Raw genomic sequence first — 19001 nt, 5'->3', positions numbered from 1 at the left:
GTCGGGAGACCGGCTGCCGTGCGGCCGTTCAGGCGGCCTTGACCAGCACGATATCGCTGCTGCGGCGCTGCGCGGCCGGCAGCGCCTGATACAGCGCATGGTCGGGCACCACCAGCAGCCGGGCGGTGTTGCCCTCTTTCGCCGCTTTCAGGTTCTGGGCGCTGGTCTTTTCCAGATCCCCCAGCGCGATCGGCAGGGTCGAGGCGATGAACAGCGATTTCGCCTCGAACACCCGGGCGACATAGCGGTCGAAACCCTCGATGGTCCAGGTCGTGGCGGCGCCGTCGCCCTCGGCATTGACGATCAGCGCCAGCGACCAGGCGCCTTGCGCGTCGGTGGTCGCCTCGACCTTCTGGGTCACGACGCGCACGCCGTCGTCGAACACGTCCGATCCGTTCAGCGTCGCGACGATCTTGCCCCCGGCGATGGGGGCCAGGGTGGCATCGGTCAGGACGCCCCCGACAATGGCCTTGTTCGGCATCTCTTGCTCCTGTGCTCTCACGGCCCGGCATTATCCCGGCGATTCGCGCGGGTTGCGGGCCGGGGCGAAGCAACGCGCCGTCAGGCCGGCACGTCCTCGGCCAGCACGCCCCGGCTTTGCCGCCACAGGTCGGGCGTGGTGCCCTCGGTCTCGCGGAAGACGCGGATCAGGTGCGAGGCGTCGCAGAAGCCGGTCTCCTCGGCGATGCGGGTGACGGTGCGGTCGGTGCGCGCGAGCAGCATCCGCGCCTGCGCCAGCCGGATGCGGATCGAGGCATCGGCGGGCGGGATGCCCAGATCGGCGTTGAAATGCCGTTCCAGCTTGCGCCGGCCGACGCCCAGGTCGCGGGCGATGCGGGCGATGGGCAGGGGCGCATGCAGGTTCTGCTGCATCGCCAGCAGGGCCCGGCGCACCAGCGGGTCGCGGGCGTGCAGCTCCAGCGGCAGGCCGGGCTGCGGGCGGTCGCCCTCCATCGGCTCGTCGATCATCAGGATCGACAGCGCCTTGCGCGCCGCTGCCCGGCCCAGATGGCGGTCGATCAGGAAGGCCGCCAGATGCGCCGCGCTGACCCCGCCCGAGCAGGAAAGCCGGTCGCGGTCCACCACGAAGATCTGGTCCGAGACCGGGCGCATCTTTTCGAATTCGGCCAGGAAATCCTGGTGATGGAACCAGCTGACGCAGCAGCGATAGCCGTCCATCAGCCCGAAGCGCGCCATCGAGAACACCGCGGTGCAAAGCCCGGCCAGCGGCACCCGCGCCTGCGCCGCGCGTTTCAGGAAGGCGCCCTGGTCCGGCGACAGGCCCGGGCCGCCGTCGATCAGCCCGCCGACCGCGACGATATAGTCGAAGCGCGTCGGGTCGCCCAGCCGCTCGTCCGGCTCGATGCGGATGCCGCAGGAGCTTTGCACCGGCGCCATGTCGGCCGAGAGCACGCGCCAGCGGCAGCGGATCGGCCGTGAGCCGTCGCCGTCGTCGGCCGCCAGCCGCAGCACGTCGACGAAGGTGGCAAAGGCCGACAGCGTGAAGCGCGGCGCCAGCAGGAAGCCGATGCGCAGGCGGGTCGGGTTTTGGTCGGTGGCAGGGTCAGGCTCGGGCATCTGTCGCTATTCATCCATGGCATGCGTCGCGATCATGCCATGTTTTTCGCGCCGGTCCAGCGATTCCCTTCAGCCGCGCGTCGGCAGGACCGAGGTCGCATGCGCGGCCTGATCCGCGTCCTCGGCGCCGTCGCCGGCATCGACGATCTCGCGGGCTTCTTCCTCGTCCTCGTCCTCCAGCGCGGGCGGATCTTCGCCGGCCAGGAAATTGCCGAATTTCTCGAGCCCCGGAATGTGGTCCGCCAGCACCCGCATGACGACCAGGATCGGCACCGCAACGATCATGCCGATCACCGACCAGAGCCAGGCCCACAGCGCCACGGTCAGGAAGACGACGACCGTGTTCAGCTGCAGCTTGCGCGAGACGAAATAGGGCGTGATCAGCTGGCCCTCGACGGCCGAGATGCCGAAATAGGTCAGGCCGACCATGAAGGGCGTGAACAGGTCCTCATAGACGAAAAGCCCGACCAGCATGGTGATGATGATGCCGGTGATCGGCCCCAGATAGGGGATGTAGTTCAGCAGGAACACCGCCAGGCCAAAGAGCATCGGGCTGGGCATGCCCCAGGCCCACATCGCCAGCCCGACCGCGATGCCCAGGCAGGCGTTGATCAGCGTGATCGCGCCCAGATAGGCGCCGAGCGAATCCTCGATCTCGCGCAGCGCCAGATAGGCGGCGCGCTTTTCGCGCATGCTGTCGAAGCTCTGCACGATCTTGAGATACAGCAGGTCGCCCGAGGACAGCAGGAAGAACAGCAGGAACAGCGTCAGGATGATCTGGCCGACGAAGGCCGGGCCCAGGTTCAGCACGCTGACCAGGGTCGAGGTCTGCGGCGCGGCGTTCACCTCGACCTGGATCTTCTGGTCGGGGGTCTGCGGCGTGCCGGGCTGCGGGATCGGCGTCAGCGTCCCGGTCAGCGTCGCATCCGGCGCGGGGGCGCCGGGGGCGGGCTTGGTCTCGGGCTTGGCGCCGCCGCCGCCGGTCAGCTCGTCGATCTTTTCCGCCGCGCGCTCCAAGCCGCGGAAGTTGCTGCGCAATTCGGTGAAGCGTTGTTCCAGCCGGTCGCCGATCTGCGACGAGTTCTCGATCAGCCGGTTCACCGGGCCCGAGATCATGAAGCCGATCACCACCACCGAGACCACCAGGCCCAGCGAGACGATGGTGGCGGTGACGACGGCGCCGATGCCCAGCCGCTCCATCAGCCGGCGGAAGGGCACGAAGACGAAGAACAGCAGAAAGGCCAGCGTCACCGGCATCAGGAAGTCCCGCGCCTGGGCGAAGAAGGTGAAGAGCAGGAACAGGAAGATGCCGATCACCGCCCAGTTGGCGACGCGGGGCACGGCCTGCTTTTCGGTCCGGGGAAAGGTCGGGAACTTGTGATTGTCTGGCGGAACCATGAAGCTGCCCGATCCTTTTGCAACGCCTGGAAGCAAGCGGAAACGCCGACCCCGCCCGGAGGTTCCTGCGGGCGGGGGCGCGTATCGGAAATTCTGCCGGGCCGGCGTTACAGCGGATGGTCGCCCGAGGCGTCGATCACCCGGGTCGGCAGGCCCAGATCGCCCAGCAGTTCAAGGAAGGGCCGGGCGGGCAGATCCTCGACATTGACCATCTTCCTGACGTCCCAGGTGCCGCGCGCGACCAGGATCGCGGCCGCGACCGGCGGCACGCCGGCGGTGTAGCTGATGCCCTGGCTGCCGACCTCGGCAAAGGCCTCCTTGTGGTCGGCGACGTTGTAGATGAAGACCTCGCCCGGCTTGCCGTTCAGCGTGCCCTTCACCAGGTCGCCGATGCAGGTCTTGCCGGTATAGTCGGGGGCAAGGCTGGACGGGTCGGGCAGCACCGCCTTGACCAGTTTCAGCGGCACGACCTCCAGCCCCTCGGCGGTCTTGACCGGCTGCTCGCTGAGCAGGCCCAGGTTCTGCAAGACCGTGAAGACGTTGATGTAATGCGCGCCGAAACCCATCCAGAAGCGCACGTCGGCGTCCTTGTAGCGGGCCGAGAGGCTGTGCACCTCGTCATGCCCGGACAGATAGGCGGTCTGCTTGCCGACGACGGGCAGGTCCCATTCGCGGCCGACCTCGAACATCTTGTTCTGGCGCCATTCGCCGCCCTGCCAGGAATAGACCGTGCCGGTGAATTCGCGGAAGTTGATCTCGGGGTCGAAGTTCGTCGCGAACCAGCGGCCGTGCGAGCCGGCGTTGATGTCGACGATGTCGATCGAGTCGATCTTGTCGAAATATTCGTCCTCGGCCAGGCGCGCATAAGCGTTGACCACGCCCGGGTCGAAGCCCACGCCCAGGATCGCGGTGATGCCGGCCTTCTCGACATCCTCGCGGCGTTTCCATTCGTAATTGGCATACCACGGCGGGGTCTCGCAGACCTTGGCCGGGTCTTCGTGGATGGCGGTGTCCAGATAGGCGGCGCCGGTCTCGATGCAGCCCTGCAGCACGGTCATGTTGACGAAGGCGGAACCGACGTTGATGACGATGCCGGCGTCGATCTGGCGGATCAGCGCCGCCACCGCCGCGCTGTCCATCGCGTCCAGCGGATGGGCGGCGAATGCGACCGAATGGCCCTTGTCCCGAACGCTCGCGATGATCTTCTCGGCCTTCGAGACGGTCCTGCTGGCGATATGCAGGCTGCCGAACTCGTTAGCGTTCTGCGCCACCTTATGCGCGACCACCTGCGCGACGCCGCCGGCGCCGATGATGAGCACGTTCTTGGCCAATTCGATCTCCTTTTCGGGGCTGGGAAGGGGAATGGCGGGCCGGTTCAGGACAGGCTGGCTTTGTAATCGTCGTAAGAGAACCGGCGGACGGTGCGGATCGTTCCGTCCTCGGCCCGGATGGCGATGGCGGGCATGGCGACGCCGTTGAACCAGTTCTTCTTCACCATGGTATAGCCGCCGGCATCGGCGATGCTGATGCGGTCGCCGACCTTCAGCGGCCGCGGGAAGCGGCCTTCGCCGAAGATGTCGCCCGCAAGGCAGGTCTTGCCGGCGATCTGATAGGGATGCTCGCCCTCTTGCGGCAGCTTCGCCGTCTCGCGATAGATCAGCAGGTCCAGCATATGCGCCTCGATGCTGCTATCCACGATGGCCACGTCCTTGCCGTGATGGATCACGTCCAGCACCGTGACTTCCAGCGAGGTCGAGCGGGTGATGCTGGCCTCGCCCGGTTCCAGAAAGACCTGCACCCTGAAGCGGTCCGAGAACGCCTTCAGCCGGTCGGCCAGCCGGTCCAGCGGATAGCCGTCGCCGGTGAAATGGATGCCGCCGCCCAAGCTGACCCAGTCCAGCTTTTCAAGGAAGCCGCCGAATTCCGCCTCGATCCGGCCGAGCTGCGTGTCGAACAGGTCGAAATCGGCATTCTCGCAGTTGTAGTGGATCATCACGCCGCTGATGCGGTCCAGCGCCTGCTCCAGCCGCGGCAGATCCCATTCGCCCAGCCGCGAGAACGGCCGCGCCGGATCGGCCAGGTCGAAGCCCGAGGTCGAAAAGCGCGGGTTCAGGCGCAGCCCCATGGCGATGCCGCGCTCCTTGGCGCGGGCGCCGAAACGGTCCAGCTGGCCCAGCGAGTTGAAGATGATCTTGTCGGCGTAACCCAGTGCCTCGTCGATCTCGTGATCGGCCCAGGCCACGGAATAGGCATGGGTTTCCTTGCCGAATTCCTCATGCCCCAGCCGCAGCTCGAACAGCGAGGACGAGGTGGTGCCGTCCATGAACGGGCGCATGAAGTCGAAGGCGCCCCAGGTCGCGAAGCATTTCAGCGCCAGCAGGCATTTCGCCCCCGAGCGTTCCCGCAGAAAGGCGATCCGCTCCATGTTCACCCGCAGTTTCGCGAGGTCGATCAGGTAGAAGGGCGTCTGAAGGTCGGACATGGCGCGGGCTCCCGGTCGCGAAACCGTGCTAGGTCAAAAGGAAAGGCTCATTTAGGGCCACCCGGCCCGTTTCGCAAGGAAGCGTGACGGCCGCGTGACGGATCAGCGCAAACGCACCGGCTGGCCGGTCCGGACGGATTCATCGGCGGCAAGGCAGACCGCCAGCGAGGACACCGCATCCTGCATGTGCCGCGTCAGGTCGGCGTTCTCGGCGATGGCGCGGGCCATGAAGGCGGCCTCGGCATCGCAAAGCGCCTGGTGGCCCGGCTCTCCGGTCATCGACAGGTCCTGGTCCGGCTCTCCCACCTTGTGCAGGCGCAGCGTCGCGGTGCGGGTATGGGTGTCGATGTCGTCCGAGCGCGCGTCCTCGGCTATGCGGATGCTGACGGCGCCGTTCGGGCTGACCACGTCCTTCACGAAAAACGCGGTGTCCGACATCATCGGACCCCAGCCCGCTTCGTACCAGCCCAGCGAGCCGTCCTGGAACAGCACCTGGAAATGGCCGTAGTTATAGGCGTCGGCGGCGATTTCCCTGGACAGGCGCAGGCCCATGCCGCGCACCTCGACCGGGGCGGCATCGGTGATCTGGCACATGACGTCGACGTAATGCACGCCGCAATCGACGATGGGCGGCGTGGTGCGCATCAGCGCCTTGTGCACCTCCCAGGTCGGGCCGCTGCTTTGCTGGTTCAGGTTCAGGCGAAAGACATAGGGGCCGCCAAGCGCGCGGGCCTCGGCGATCAGGCGCTGCCAGCTGGGATGATGGCGCAGGATGTAACCCACGACCAGCTTGCGGCCGGTTTCCTGCGCGGTTTCGACCACGCGGCGGGCGTCCTGGACCGTGGTCGCCAGCGGCTTCTCGACGAAGACATGGGCGCCGGCCCGCATCGCGGCGATGGCATATTCGGCATGGCTGTCGGAATAGGTCGCGACCACGACCAGGTCCGGGCGCAGCCGGGCCAGCGCCTCGTGGAAATCCTGGCTCTGCGGAATCGCGGCCAGTTCCGGCGGCAGCGCGACCGGGCTGCGGTTGACCAGCCCGACCAGTTCCGCGCCGGGCTGCTTTGCCCAGGCCAGCGCGTGGCTGCGACCCATGTTGCCCAGACCGGCGACCAGAACCCGCATGGCCTAGTCGTCCACGATGGACAGCAGCTTCGGCAGCGCCGGGCAGGGCAGCAGCTGGTTGCGGGCCACGTCGGCCAGCGTGTGATTGTGCAGGAAGACATAGACATGCGCCGACAGGCTTTCCCACAGCCGGTTCGACAGCGTCTGCGCCCGCGAGCCCGAGACTCCGCCCGAGGCGCCGGCGCCGACATGCAGCGCGCTGACGGTTTCGTCCACCGCCTCCAGCACATCGGCGACGCGGATCGTCTCGGGCGCCTTGGCAAGCCGATAGCCGCCGCCCGGCCCGCGCACCGATTCGACCAGCCCGGCGCGGCGCAGCCGCACGAAGAGCTGCTCGAGATAGGGCAGCGAGATATCCTGCCGGGCCGAGATCTCGGCCAGCGAGGTCAGGTCGTCGCCCTTGGCGATGGCCAGGTCCACCAGCGCCACCATGGCATAGCGTCCCTTGGTTGACAGTTTCATCGTGCCTCTCCCCTTTGGCGGCAAAGCATTGACGAAACGTGCGGCGAGGGCTAATTCCCCCGCGCCGTCCTTGATGCGTCTTGCCTATTTCGGGCGCGCTTCCCAGATTGACGATCTAGAGCCGCGCCGTCACAGGGTCAAGAAACCCGACACCCGAAGGAAGCCCATGCCCGAACTGATTTTCCCCGGTCCCGAAGGTCGTCTGGAAGGCCGCTATCATGCGCAGTCCAATCCCGACGCCCCGATCGCCATCGTGCTGCACCCGCATCCGCAATATGGCGGCACGATGAACAACCGGGTCGTCTATAATTTGCATTACGCCTTCCACCGCATGGGCTTTACCGTCATGCGGTTCAATTTCCGCGGCGTCGGCCGCAGCCAGGGCGAGTTCGACCAGGGCATCGGCGAGCTTTCGGATGCCGCCTCGGCGCTGGACTATCTGCAGGCGATGAACCCCAACAGCAAGCATTGCTGGGTGGCGGGCTTTTCCTTCGGTGCCTGGATCGGCATGCAACTGCTGATGCGCCGGCCCGAGATCACCGGCTTCATCTCGGTCGCGCCGCCGGCGAACATGTATGATTTCTCGTTCCTGGCGCCGTGCCCGTCCTCGGGGCTGATCATCAACGGCACCGCCGACCGCGTGGCGCCGCCCAAGGACACCCATGCCCTGGTCGGCAAGCTGCGCGAGCAGAAGGGCATCACCATCACCCATGAGGAAATCGAGGGCGCGGACCATTTCTTCCGCGACGACGAGGTCCACATGAAGCCGATGATCGACACGGTGCAGGCCTATGTGCGCCGGCGGCTGACGGAAAGCACCCGGTGACGGCTGGTCGGCGCCGGTTGATCTGGGTCGGCGCCGGTCTGCTTCTGGCCTGTGTGGCCGTTTTGCTGACATTGCTTGCCGAGTTGCGTGCGGTCAATTTTCGCGCGGTCCAACAGGGGCTGTCTCCGGTTCCCTTCGGGTATTGGCTTGAACGCGGGCTTGATACCCTTGTCATCGTCGGTGGATTGGCTTCCTTCCTCTGGCATTTCGGGTTGGCGTCCATTTGGCCCCAAGGACTTCGTCCGGGCTTTGTCGTTCTGACGGCACTGTGGTGCCTTGCGGTGCTCCTGCCGCTGTGCGCCTGCATCATTTGGCCGGCTGACGATGGCAATTACAGCCATGCGATGGATTGGCTGCTCCTTTGCGGAGTTCTTGCTTTGCCGGCGTTCATTCTGTCCCTCCTGTTCAGCCGGCTCGCTTTCGACTGGAGGCCCCGATGACCGACCTGACCCGGCGCTTCGCCTTCTTGACCGAGGCCGACCGGCTGAAGTCGGTCAGCCGCGCGAATGTGCTGATGGACCTGTCGCGGCCGGAAAACAGCGCCGAGCACAGCTGGCATGTCGCGCTCTATGCGCTGGTCTTCGGCGCGTCGGATCGGGCCATCGCCATGATCCTGCTGCACGACCTGATCGAGATCGACACCGGCGACCATCCGATCCACCTGGCCCATGACGCGGCCGCCGTCGAGGCAGCCGAACTGGCGGCCGCGCGGCGGCTGTTCGCGATGCTGCCCGACGGCGCGCGGCTGCTGGCGCTGTGGCAGGAATTCGAGGCCGGCGAGACCGCCGACGCCCGCATCGCCAAGCGCATGGACCATATCCAGCCGCTGTTCCAGGTGTTGGGCGCGTCCGAGCCTTTGGCGGATCACGTGCAGATCGTCCGCGACAACATGACATCGGGCCGGGCCCGGCGACTGTGGGCGGAATGGCCCGAAGCCATGGAGGCGGCGCAGGCCCTGCTGGAGGGTCGTGCGCCGCAGGGCGATCTGGCCCGCTGCCTGGCCTTCCTGGCCGAGGCCGACCGGCTGAAGTCCGTCTGGCGTGCCAGCCTGCTTTGCGACGGCTCGCGCCGGGAAAACAGCGCCGAGCACAGCTGGCACCTGGCGCTTTACGCGCTGGTCATGGCGCCGCAGGCCGAGCCGGAGGTCGATATTGGCCGGGTGATCCGCATGCTGATCCTGCACGACCTGGTCGAGATCGACGCGGGCGACGTGCCGATCCACGCCCAGAACGGCGACGCGCATCACGGTGCGGCGCAGCTGGCGGCCGAGGAAGCCGCTGCCGACCGCCTGTTCGGCCTGCTGCCCGCGCCCTTGGGGGCGGAACTGCGCGCGCTCTGGTCCGAGTTCGAGGCCAATGAGACGCCCGACGCGGTCTTTGCCAAGTCGCTGGACCGGGCGCAGCCGGTGATGCAGAATATCGCCTGCGGCGGCGGCTCATGGGTGGAATACAGCGTCACCTATGAGCAGCTGGTCGAGCGCGTCGGCATCCGTATCCAGCGCGGTGCGCCGACGCTGTGGACCTGGCTCAGCGAAAGCGCCCGGGTGTATTTTCGAAGCTGACGGAAACGGACGGCCGGCGCCCTTGCGGCAGGCGTGATGGGTCACGGTTTGCGGCTGGCCTGTCCTGATCTCCGCAGCGGGTTTCGCCCTTTCCGCGACGAATGGTATGCGATTGCATACCACCCTTTCCCTCGCGGCGAATTGCGGCTATAGGGCGGGCAGCCGAATCCTAACCACAAGGGACCACCCATGTCGAAGATCAAGGTAGCGAACCCGGTCGTCGAGCTCGACGGCGACGAGATGACCCGGATCATCTGGGACTTCATCAAGCAGAAGCTGATCCTGCCCTATCTGGACGTGGACCTGAAATATTACGATCTGGGCATCGAGGAGCGTGACCGCACCAACGACCAGATCACCGTGGATGCCGCCAATGCGATCAAGCAATACGGCGTCGGCGTGAAATGCGCCACCATCACCCCCGACGAGGCCCGCGTCGAGGAATTCGGCCTGAAGAAGATGTGGAAGTCGCCCAACGGCACCATCCGCAACATCCTGGGCGGCGTGATCTTCCGCGAGCCGATCATCTGCAAGAACGTGCCGCGCCTGGTGCCGCACTGGACCCAGCCCATCGTCGTCGGCCGCCACGCCTTCGGCGACCAGTACAAGGCCACCGATTTCCGCTTCCCTGGCAAGGGCAAGCTGACGATCAAGTTCGTCGGCGAGGATGGCGAGACCATCGAGCACGAGGTCTATCAGTCGCCCGGCGCCGGCGTGGCCATGGCCATGTACAACCTGGACGATTCGATCCGCGATTTTGCCCGCGCCTCGATGAACTACGGGCTGCAGCGCGGCTATCCGGTGTATCTGTCGACCAAGAACACCATCCTGAAAGCCTATGACGGCCGCTTCAAGGACATCTTCGCCGAGGTCTATGCCGCCGAGTTCGAGGACAAGTTCAAGAAGGCCGGCATCACCTATGAGCACCGGCTGATCGACGACATGGTCGCCTCGGCGCTGAAATGGTCGGGCGGCTATGTCTGGGCCTGCAAGAACTACGACGGCGACGTCGAATCGGACATCGTGGCGCAGGGCTTCGGCTCGCTGGGGCTGATGACCTCGGTGCTGATGACGCCGGACGGCAAGATCGTCGAATCCGAGGCCGCGCATGGCACGGTGACGCGGCATTACCGCGAGCACCAGAAGGGCAACCAGACCTCGACCAACTCGATCGCCTCGATCTTTGCCTGGACCGGCGGTCTGAAGCACCGCGCCAAGCTGGACAGCAACGAGGCGCTGCTGAACTTCGCCAATACGCTGGAGCGCGTGACCGTGCAGGCGGTCGAGGACGGCTATATGACCAAGGACCTGGCGCTGCTGGTCGGGCCGGACCAGAAATGGCTGACCACCATCGGCTACCTGGAAAAGGTCGACGAATATCTGAACAAGGCGCTGGCCTGATCGGATCGCCTGAAGGGCTTGCCGGGCCGGGGGGAAACCCTCGGCCCTTTTCCTTCGTGGCGCGGCAGGCCTGTGGGTATTTGGGAAACGGAAAGCGGGTTTGGGCGCGGTTTCTTCGGGTATTTGTGAAACAGAGAAGGATCAAGGCGGCTTAACATAGGAGCGGGCTTGGAGTATGGCAGGCGCAAGCCCAGAGGGAGTCCCTGTCATGAAAGCCGCCGTCATCACCTTTCCCGGATCGAATTGCGACCGCGATCTGGCCGTCGCGCTGGAGCGGGCCGGAGCCGAGGTTGCCCGGGTCTGGCACAAGGACGCGGCGTTGCCCGAGGGCATCGACCTGGTTGCCGTGCCGGGCGGGTTTTCCTTTGGCGACTATCTGCGCTGTGGCGCGATTGCCGCGCATTCGCCGATTGCCGCCGCGGTCAGGGCGCATGCGGCGCGCGGCGGCTATGTGCTGGGCATCTGCAACGGCTTCCAGGTGCTGACCGAACTGGGGCTGCTGCCGGGCGCGCTGATGCGCAATGCCGGGCTGAAATTCATCTGCCGCGAGGTGGTGCTGCGGGTCGAGACCAGCGACAGCGCCTTCACCCGCGCCTATGCCGCCGGGCAGGAGATCCGGATTCCGGTCGCGCATCACGACGGCAATTACCAGATCGATGCCGAAGGCCTGGCGGCGCTGCGGGACCAGGACCGCATCGCCTTCAGCTATGCGCCGGGCATCAACGGCTCGGTCCGCGACATCGCCGGGGTGCTGTCCGAGAACCGCCGCGTGCTCGGCATGATGCCGCACCCCGAGCGGGCGGCCGATATCGGCCATGGCGGCACCGCCGGCGCCGGGCTTTTTGCCTCGTTGATGCAAGAGCTTGTCTCGGCCTGACTTGAGCGGCACCCGTTCGGGGATTAGACTTTCCCGATCACCGGGGGCGCGGGGTGATGCCGGAGGCGCATGCGAGACGACGGGAACTCCATCGGGCTGTCGGAGGGCAGGGCTGGCTTGACCGGCCGATGGGGCATGCGCGGCGCCATCGCCGCGCTGCTGGTCCTGGCGGCCGGCACGATCTGGTTCACCAACGCCTGGCTGACCGCGCGGTTCTCGGAGACGACGCGGGTGCGCACCGAGCTGCGCTCGGCGCTGTATACCGGGAACCTGCTGTCCGAGCTGCAGCGCACCTCGGTCGTGCCCTTGCTGCTGGCGCGCGACCCGGCGCTGATTTCGGCGCTGACCGGGAACGATTTCTCGGGCACCTCGGCGCGGCTGATCTCGGCCCAGAAAGAGATCGCGGCGGCCTCGATCAAGCTGCTCGACGCCTCGGGCCGGGTGGTGGGATCGACCGACCGCAACCTGATCGGCACGAATTACGTGCAGGAGCCGTTCTTCGTCGAGGCCTTGCGGTCGAAGGATACTGTTTTCACCGTCTCGCCCTCGCCGCAGGGGGCCTATGAATTCACCTATTCCCGCACCGTGGTCGCCGACGGGCGCACGCTGGGCGTGGTCGTGGTCGGGGCCGACCTGACCCGTCTGGTGCGGTCCTGGGCCGGGATCTCGGACGCCATCGCGGTGACGGACAGCGAGGGCGCGATCATCCTGGCGACCGAGCCGCGCTGGCGGGGCCTGACCCTGCCCGAGGCGCTGGCGGTGCGTTCGGCGCCGTCCTCGATCGCGCGGGCCTTCCAGGTCACCGCCGACTGGGCCGCGACCCCGGCCGATGCCTATGTCGAGGGCCGCGCGGTGATGCAATCCGAGACCCGGATTCCGTTCCGCGGCTGGAAGATGATCGCCTTCACCACCTACGAGTCGGTGCGCGAGCGGGTCAATGCCGTGCTGGCCATGGTCATCATGGGTTTCGCCATCCTGCTGGCGGCGGTGTTCTATCTGCTGTCGCGTCGGGCGCGGGTCGAATCGGCGGCCTGGATGCGCGAATCGGCCGATCTGCGGGCGCTGAACATGCGCCTGACCCGCGAGATCGCCGAGCGCGAGCGGGTGCAGAAGGAACTGCGCGTGGCCGAGCAGACCGTGCAGCAATCCAGCAAGCTGGCGGCGCTGGGCGAGATGTCGGCCGGCGTCAGCCATGAGCTGAACCAGCCGCTGGCGGCGATGAAGACCTATCTGGCCGGGGCGCGGCTCTTGCTGCAGCGCGGCCGGTCCGAGGAGGCGCTGTCGAGCTTCCAGCGCATCGACGACCTGATCGAGCGCATGGGCGCCATCACCCGGCAGCTGAAATCCTATGCCAGGAAGGGCGGCGAGGCCTTCGAGCCGGTCGATCTGCGCGCCGCGCTGTCGAGCGCGCTGGTGATGATGGAACCGCAGCTGCGCCAGCGGACGATCCGGTTGCAGCGCAATATCCCGCGCTATCCGGTCATGGTCTATTGCGACCGCATCCGGCTGGAGCAGATCATCATCAACCTGCTGCGCAATGCCGTCGACGCCATCAAGGGCCTGCGCGACCCGGCCATCGAGATCACCGTGGGCTCGGGCTCTCACGCATTCTTGTCCGTTCGCGACAACGGGCCGGGTGTATCGGACCTGGAAAACCTGTTTGAACCCTTCTTCACCACCAAGAAGCCCGGGGAGGGGACCGGACTGGGCCTGGCGATCTCATCAGGGATCGCCGCCGATTTCGGGGGCCGCCTGACCGCGCATAATGCGTCGGACGAGGGCGGCCGGGGCGCCGTATTCGAACTTGAGCTGCCGCTCCATGATCCCGGGCGCAAGTCGGGGACCGGGCTGGCGGCGGAATGACAGGAAAGGGTAAAGACCCATGAGCCGCACTTTGAAGATTGCAGTGGTGGATGACGAACCGGACATGCGGGAATCCATCAGCCAGTGGCTGGTGCTCTCGGGGTTCGAGACCGAGACCTTTCCGGGTGCTGAAGAGGCGCTGAAGGTGATCGGCGCCGACTGGCCGGGGGTGGTGATTTCCGACATCCGCATGCCGGGCATGGACGGGATGGCCTTCCTCAAGCGGCTGATGGGGCTCGATTCGGGCCTGCCGGTCATCATGATCACCGGCCATGGCGACGTGCCGATGGCGGTCGAGGCCATGCGGATCGGCGCCATGGACTTCATGGAAAAGCCCTTCAACCCGGAACGGCTGACCGAACTGGTCAAGAAGGCGACCCAGGCCCGGCGCATGACGCTGGACAACCGCGCCCTGCGCCGCGACCTTTCCGAAGGCCAGCAGGTCATGTCCAAGCTGATCGGCGCCAGCCCGGTCATGGACCGGCTGCGCGAGGATATCCTGGACCTGGGCCAGGCCGACGGCCATGTGCTGATCGACGGCGAGACCGGCACCGGCAAGACGCTGGTCGCCCATGCGCTGCACGCGGTCGGACCGCGCGCCAGCAAGAAATTCGTGCCGATTTCCTGTGCCGCCTATAACGACGAGGTGCTGGCGGCGAAGCTGTTCGGCCCGGTCGAGAACGGCCTGCCCGCCGTCGAGGAGGCGCGCGGCGGCACCCTGTGCCTCGAGGACATCGAGGCGCTGTCGGATGGGTTGCAGGCGCGGCTTCTGGCCTTCATCGCCGAGCAGGGCAGCCCGGCCGAGACCCGGATCATCGCCATTTCCAACGCGCGCGGCGAGGGCCGCCGGGCCGAGGATTCGCTGCGTCCCGACCTGTTCTATCGCCTGACCGCGCTGAAGATCACCCTGCCGCCGCTGCGGTCGCGCGGCGAGGATATCCTGTCGCTGTTCACCCGCATGACCGAGCAATTCGCCGAGGAATACGGCTGCGAGCCGCCGCAGGTCACCGCGCAAGAGGCGGCGCAGCTGTTGCAGGCACCCTGGCCGGGCAACGTGCGCCAGCTGATCAACGTGGCCGAGCGCGCGGTCTTGCAGAACCGCCGCGGTTCGGGCTCGATCGCCTCGCTGCTGATGGCCGACGGCGAGGAGACGCAGGAGGCGACGACCACCGAGGGCAAGCCGCTCAAGGAATATGTCGAGAGCTTCGAGAAGATGCTGATCGACAACACCATGCGCCGCCACAAGGGCAGCATCGCCGCCGTCATGGACGAGCTGTGCCTGCCGCGCCGGACCCTGAACGAGAAGATGGCGAAATACGGGCTGAGCCGCGGCGACTATCTGTGATCGGGGGGCCGCATGCGTCTGCGCAGCGAGGCGACGGGCGGTTATGACTTCGGCTGGCTCATCGTGCTGGGGCTGGCCTTGCTGGCCTCGTCGGTCGCGGGGCTGGTGCTGTTGGCCGTTGCCGGCTGGCGCCATTTCTCGGGCCGTCCGTCGCCGCGTCTGCTGATCGGCGGGCTGGTGCTGGCCCTGCCGCTGCTGGCCGTTTTGCTGGCCCTGATGGGCTGAGATCCGGGTCCGCAATGGGGCCCGGAATGGAGCCAGCGAAAAACTGATTGTAACGGCGCGCATTTCCCCGCTATCTTGCCGGTGCAAGGCTGGGTGATCTCAATTCCGGATTGTCTGCCTCGAAAGTTTCGCAGCGCGTGGCCAGCCGCGACACCCGAAAAGTGCCGGTGGTGCGACGCGCGGGAAAATCCAGCCCATGCCCGGTCCGGGCCTCTGGGCGAACATATCGCCGCCCGGACCCCTCGCGGGACGGGCCAAGAAAGGTAAACAGACGCGATGGATCGCGCAAGGCAGCTTGATCGGCAACGGCGGCAGGGGATGACCTCGGCCGCCGCGATTGCTGCCGTCCGCGCGGGCGTCGTCGTCCTCTCACATGACAGCCGAACCCTTCTCCCGCCCCTGGGCGGGCCGGTGCGGCTGCCCGAAAGACGGAAACATGTCCAAGAAAATGCTGATCGACGCCACGCATGCCGAGGAGACTCGGGTGGTCGTGGTCGATGGAACCAAAGTCGAGGAATTTGATTTCGAGACGGTCAACAAGCGGCAGCTTGCTGGCAATATCTACCTGGCCAAGGTGACGCGGGTCGAACCCTCGCTGCAGGCCGCCTTCGTGGATTACGGCGGCAACCGCCACGGCTTCCTGGCCTTTGCCGAGATCCATCCCGATTACTACCAGATCCCCGCCGCCGACCGGCAGGCGCTGATCGAGGAAGAACGCCAGGCCGCCGCGGCCGAGGCCGACGAGGGCGAAAAGACCAAGCGCAACCCGCGCCGCCGCAAGGGGCCGAAGCCCACCGCCGCCGAGACTGGCGATGCCGTGGTCAGTTCGGACGAGATCGCCGGCATGACCATCGTCGACCTGTCCGAGGAGGACGGCGCCGCACCCGAGGCCCTCGCCGCCGAGCCGCAGGAACCCGTCCCGGCCGAGGATGCGGCCGACACCCATGCCGAGGACGCGCATGAGGATGACGGCATCGAATCGGTCGCCGAAGAGGACGTGACCGAGGAAATCCGGCCGCCGAAGAAACCGCGCGCCCGCCGTTACAAGATCCAGGAAGTCATCAAGGTCCGGCAGATCATGCTGGTCCAGGTCGTCAAGGAAGAACGCGGCAACAAGGGTGCCGCCCTGACCACCTATCTGAGCCTCGCCGGCCGCTATTGCGTGCTGATGCCCAACACCGCACGCGGCGGCGGGATTTCCCGCAAGATCACCAATGCCGCCGACCGCAAGAAGCTCAAGGAAATCGCCAGCGAGTTGGAGGTGCCGGAAGGCGCCGGGCTGATCATCCGCACCGCCGGCAGCCAGCGGACCCGGACGGAAATCCGCCGCGACTATGAATACCTGATGCGGCTGTGGGAGCAGATCCGCGAGCTGACCTTCAAGTCCATCGCTCCGGCGCCGGTCTATGAGGAAGGCGACCTGATCAAGCGGACCATCCGCGACATCTACAGCAAGGAAATCGACGAGGTCCTGGTCGAGGGCGACCGGGGCTACCGGACGGCCAAGGACTTCATGAAGATGATCATGCCGTCCCATGCCAAGAACGTGAAGCATTACCAGGACCAGATGCCGCTGTTCGCCCGCTTCCAGGTCGAAAGCTATCTGGGCGGCATGTTCAACCCGGTCGTGCAGCTGAAATCCGGCGGCTATATCGTCATCGGCGTGACCGAGGCGCTGGTCGCCATCGACGTGAACTCGGGCCGGGCCACCAAGGAAGGCTCGATCGAGGACACCGCGCTGAAGACCAACCTGGAAGCCGCCGACGAGGTGGCCCGCCAGCTGCGCCTGCGCGACCTGGCCGGGCTGATCGTCATCGACTTCATCGACATGGAAGAGCGCAAGAACAACGCCGCCGTCGAGAAGCGATTCAAGGACAAGCTCAAGACCGACCGGGCGCGGATCCAGGTCGGCCGCATCTCGGGCTTCGGCCTGATGGAGATGTCGCGTCAGCGCCTGCGTCCGGGCATGCTGGAATCGACCACGCAGCCCTGCGCGCATTGCCACGGCACCGGGCTGATCCGTTCGGACGACAGCCTGGCGCTGACCATCCTGCGCGCCATCGAGGAGGAGGGCACCCGCAAGCGCTCGCGCGAGGTGCTGGTCAAGGCGCCGGTCGCCGTCGCCAACTTCCTGATGAACGCCAAGCGCGAGCATATCGCGAATATCGAGGCGCGCTACGGCATGTCGGTGCGGGTCGAGGCCGATCCGGTGCTGATCTCGCCCGATTACGCCATCGAGAAGTTCAAGACCGCCACCCGCAACGTGCCGGAAGTGGTCTCGCCGGTGGTTTCGGTCGATGCCAGCCTGATGGCGCAAATCGACGGTGAAGAGGCCGACGAGGTCGAAGATCTGGTCGAGGACAGCGTCGCCGAGGCTGCCGATGAGCCGCGCGGCGAGTCGCATGGCGAGGACGAGGGCGACAATGGCGGCAAGCGCCGCCGCCGCCGCCGCCGCCGTCGCGGTGGCCGCAATGGCGAGGGCGAGGATCATGCCGAAGAGGGCACCTCCGAGGCCGACCAGCCCGAGGAGGCCGAGCCCGTCGCAGAACCCGAGGCTGTCGCCGAGGTTACTGAAGCGGTGGCCGAGCCGGGCGAGGAGGCCGCGAAGCCGCGCCGCCGCACCCGCAGCCGTCGCCGCAAGGGCGAGGATGAGCCCGCCGCCGAAGCGGTCGCCGCAGAGGCGACGGCTGAGGTGATTCCGGTCGAGCCGGCGGTCGAAGCGCCTGCCGAGCCGGTTGCCGAAGCGGAAACAGTGGTGGAAGCCCCGGCCGAGCCGCAGCCCGCCGCCGCAGAGACCCAACCGGACGCCGAGCCGCAACGCGACGTCGAAGAAGCTGAGCCCGAGCCCGAAGCCCAAGCGGAAAGCCAGCCCGATGCCGCGGTCGAGCCGGAAAGCCTGCCCGAGCCCGAACCCGAGCCCGCCATGGCGGCCGAGGACGAGGCGGCGCGGCCCAAGCGGCGCGGCTGGTGGTCGGCCTGATCCCGGCCTGATCTCGGCCTGTTTCTGGGGCCGATGGTCGCAGCCACGGAATATTGACAGGCGCGGGGCTTTCCCGCGCCTTTCGCTTGGCGCAAGGTGCCGATCATGTTGGGAATCGAGCTTGCAGACGCCACCTTCCTGCCCGCCGCGACGGTCGCGCTGCTGGCCGGGATCCTGTCCTTTTTGTCGCCCTGCGTGCTGCCGGTGGTGCCGCCCTATCTGGCCTATATGACCGGCGTGGGCGTCGGCGGTCTGAAAGCGGGCGAGCGCAGCGCGGTGGTGCCGGCGCTGTTCTTCATCCTCGGCCTTTCGACGGTGTTCCTGCTGATGGGCATGGCGGCCTCGGCCTTCGGGCGGCTGTTCCTGCAATGGCAGGACTGGCTGGCGCGCGGCGCCGGGCTGGTGGTGATCGTGATGGGGCTGCATTTCCTGCGCGTCATCCGCATCCCCTTCCTGGACAGCGAGGCGCGGCTCGATGCCGGCGAGCAGGGCGGCACCTCCTTCGGGGCCTATATCCTGGGCCTCGCCTTCGCCTTCGGCTGGACGCCCTGTATCGGGCCGCAGCTGGGCATGATCCTGTCGCTGGCCGCGACCGGGGCCGAGACCTCGCGTGGGGCGGCGCTGCTGGCGGTCTATGCCCTGGGCCTGGGCATTCCTTTCCTGCTGTCGGCCATCTTCATCAACCGCGCCATCGGGCTGATGAACCGGATCAAGCCGCATCTGAAGCTGATCGAGCGCATCATGGGCGCGCTCCTGGTCGCGGTCGGGCTGGCGCTGCTGACCGGCGCCTTCCCGGTCTTTGCCTATTGGCTGCTCGAGACCTTTCCCTGGCTGGCGCGGCTGGGCTAGAGTGCGGACTCAATAGCGCGTAACCAGAT

17 protein-coding genes are annotated in these 19001 nt (G+C 66.7%); 10 read left to right on the top strand and 7 right to left on the bottom strand.

Annotated features, from left to right (window positions below; translation table 11 throughout):
• Nucleotides 1-28 precede the first annotated feature (28 nt).
• The 7 genes from E3D03_RS08520 to E3D03_RS08490 form a co-directional block, all read right to left on the bottom strand.
• Complete coding sequence (locus E3D03_RS08520; RefSeq protein WP_263566611.1) at nucleotides 29-481, bottom strand: hypothetical protein; 453 nt, start codon at nucleotides 479-481, stop codon at nucleotides 29-31.
• A gap of 80 nt (nucleotides 482-561) precedes the next feature.
• Complete coding sequence (locus tag E3D03_RS08515; protein ID WP_263566610.1) at nucleotides 562-1578, bottom strand: GlxA family transcriptional regulator; 1017 nt, start codon at nucleotides 1576-1578, stop codon at nucleotides 562-564.
• A gap of 69 nt (nucleotides 1579-1647) precedes the next feature.
• On the bottom strand, nucleotides 1648-2976 hold the full coding sequence (locus E3D03_RS08510) for an AI-2E family transporter (protein ID WP_263566609.1): 1329 nt from the start codon (nucleotides 2974-2976) through the stop codon (nucleotides 1648-1650).
• A 107-nt stretch (nucleotides 2977-3083) separates the two neighbouring features.
• On the bottom strand, nucleotides 3084-4307 hold the full coding sequence (locus E3D03_RS08505) for a saccharopine dehydrogenase family protein (RefSeq protein WP_263566608.1): 1224 nt from the start codon (nucleotides 4305-4307) through the stop codon (nucleotides 3084-3086).
• 44 nt (nucleotides 4308-4351) lie between these two features.
• Nucleotides 4352-5458: a carboxynorspermidine decarboxylase gene (locus E3D03_RS08500; RefSeq protein WP_263566607.1), complete on the bottom strand. Its 1107-nt coding sequence runs from the start codon at nucleotides 5456-5458 to the stop codon at nucleotides 4352-4354.
• Nucleotides 5459-5560: 102 nt separating this feature from the next.
• A complete protein-coding gene (locus E3D03_RS08495; protein ID WP_263566606.1) occupies nucleotides 5561-6583 on the bottom strand; it encodes a Gfo/Idh/MocA family protein in 1023 nt (340 codons plus the stop codon).
• A 3-nt stretch (nucleotides 6584-6586) separates the two neighbouring features.
• Nucleotides 6587-7045 carry an Rrf2 family transcriptional regulator gene (locus E3D03_RS08490; protein WP_062562077.1) on the bottom strand — a complete coding sequence of 153 codons (459 nt, stop codon included), beginning with the start codon at nucleotides 7043-7045 and terminating at the stop codon, nucleotides 6587-6589.
• 73 nt (nucleotides 7046-7118) lie between these two features.
• On the opposite strand from E3D03_RS08490, the gene E3D03_RS08485 reads away from it, so the two are divergent.
• From E3D03_RS08485 to E3D03_RS08440, 10 genes are all read left to right on the top strand, one after another.
• Complete coding sequence (locus tag E3D03_RS08485) at nucleotides 7119-7871, top strand: alpha/beta hydrolase (RefSeq protein WP_411969810.1); 753 nt, start codon at nucleotides 7119-7121, stop codon at nucleotides 7869-7871.
• Nucleotides 7872-7888: 17 nt separating this feature from the next.
• Nucleotides 7889-8311: a hypothetical protein gene (locus E3D03_RS08480; RefSeq protein ID WP_263566605.1), complete on the top strand. Its 423-nt coding sequence runs from the start codon at nucleotides 7889-7891 to the stop codon at nucleotides 8309-8311.
• Nucleotides 8308-9432 (top strand): HD domain-containing protein, encoded by a 1125-nt coding sequence (locus E3D03_RS08475; protein ID WP_263566604.1) that lies wholly within the window; start codon nucleotides 8308-8310, stop codon nucleotides 9430-9432. The genes E3D03_RS08480 and E3D03_RS08475 overlap by 4 nt, the downstream gene beginning before the upstream one ends.
• 189 nt (nucleotides 9433-9621) lie before the next feature.
• Nucleotides 9622-10833 carry an NADP-dependent isocitrate dehydrogenase gene (locus tag E3D03_RS08470; protein ID WP_263566603.1) on the top strand — a complete coding sequence of 404 codons (1212 nt, stop codon included), beginning with the start codon at nucleotides 9622-9624 and terminating at the stop codon, nucleotides 10831-10833.
• Nucleotides 10834-11041: 208 nt separating this feature from the next.
• A complete protein-coding gene (gene purQ, locus E3D03_RS08465; protein ID WP_263566602.1) occupies nucleotides 11042-11710 on the top strand; it encodes a phosphoribosylformylglycinamidine synthase subunit PurQ in 669 nt (222 codons plus the stop codon).
• Between the two features lie 135 nt (nucleotides 11711-11845).
• A complete protein-coding gene (locus E3D03_RS08460; RefSeq protein ID WP_263566674.1) occupies nucleotides 11846-13573 on the top strand; it encodes an ATP-binding protein in 1728 nt (575 codons plus the stop codon).
• 19 nt (nucleotides 13574-13592) lie between these two features.
• Entirely contained in the window at nucleotides 13593-14918 is a 1326-nt protein-coding gene (locus tag E3D03_RS08455; RefSeq protein WP_017998502.1) for a sigma-54-dependent transcriptional regulator, read from the top strand.
• A 12-nt stretch (nucleotides 14919-14930) separates the two neighbouring features.
• Nucleotides 14931-15143, top strand: coding sequence for a hypothetical protein (locus E3D03_RS08450; protein ID WP_263566601.1), 213 nt, complete (start codon nucleotides 14931-14933; stop codon nucleotides 15141-15143).
• Between the two features lie 436 nt (nucleotides 15144-15579).
• Nucleotides 15580-18123, top strand: coding sequence for a ribonuclease E/G (locus E3D03_RS08445; RefSeq protein ID WP_263566600.1), 2544 nt, complete (start codon nucleotides 15580-15582; stop codon nucleotides 18121-18123).
• Nucleotides 18124-18228: 105 nt separating this feature from the next.
• Complete coding sequence (locus E3D03_RS08440) at nucleotides 18229-18972, top strand: cytochrome c biogenesis CcdA family protein (RefSeq protein WP_263566599.1); 744 nt, start codon at nucleotides 18229-18231, stop codon at nucleotides 18970-18972.
• Nucleotides 18973-19001: the final 29 nt, after the last annotated feature.

The sequence above is a fragment of the Paracoccus sp. DMF genome (assembly GCF_004407025.1).
GTDB lineage: Bacteria > Pseudomonadota > Alphaproteobacteria > Rhodobacterales > Rhodobacteraceae > Paracoccus > Paracoccus aminovorans_B.
The sequence above is the reverse complement of the archived record's forward strand: the minus strand, read 5'-3'. Positions and strand labels throughout refer to the sequence as shown.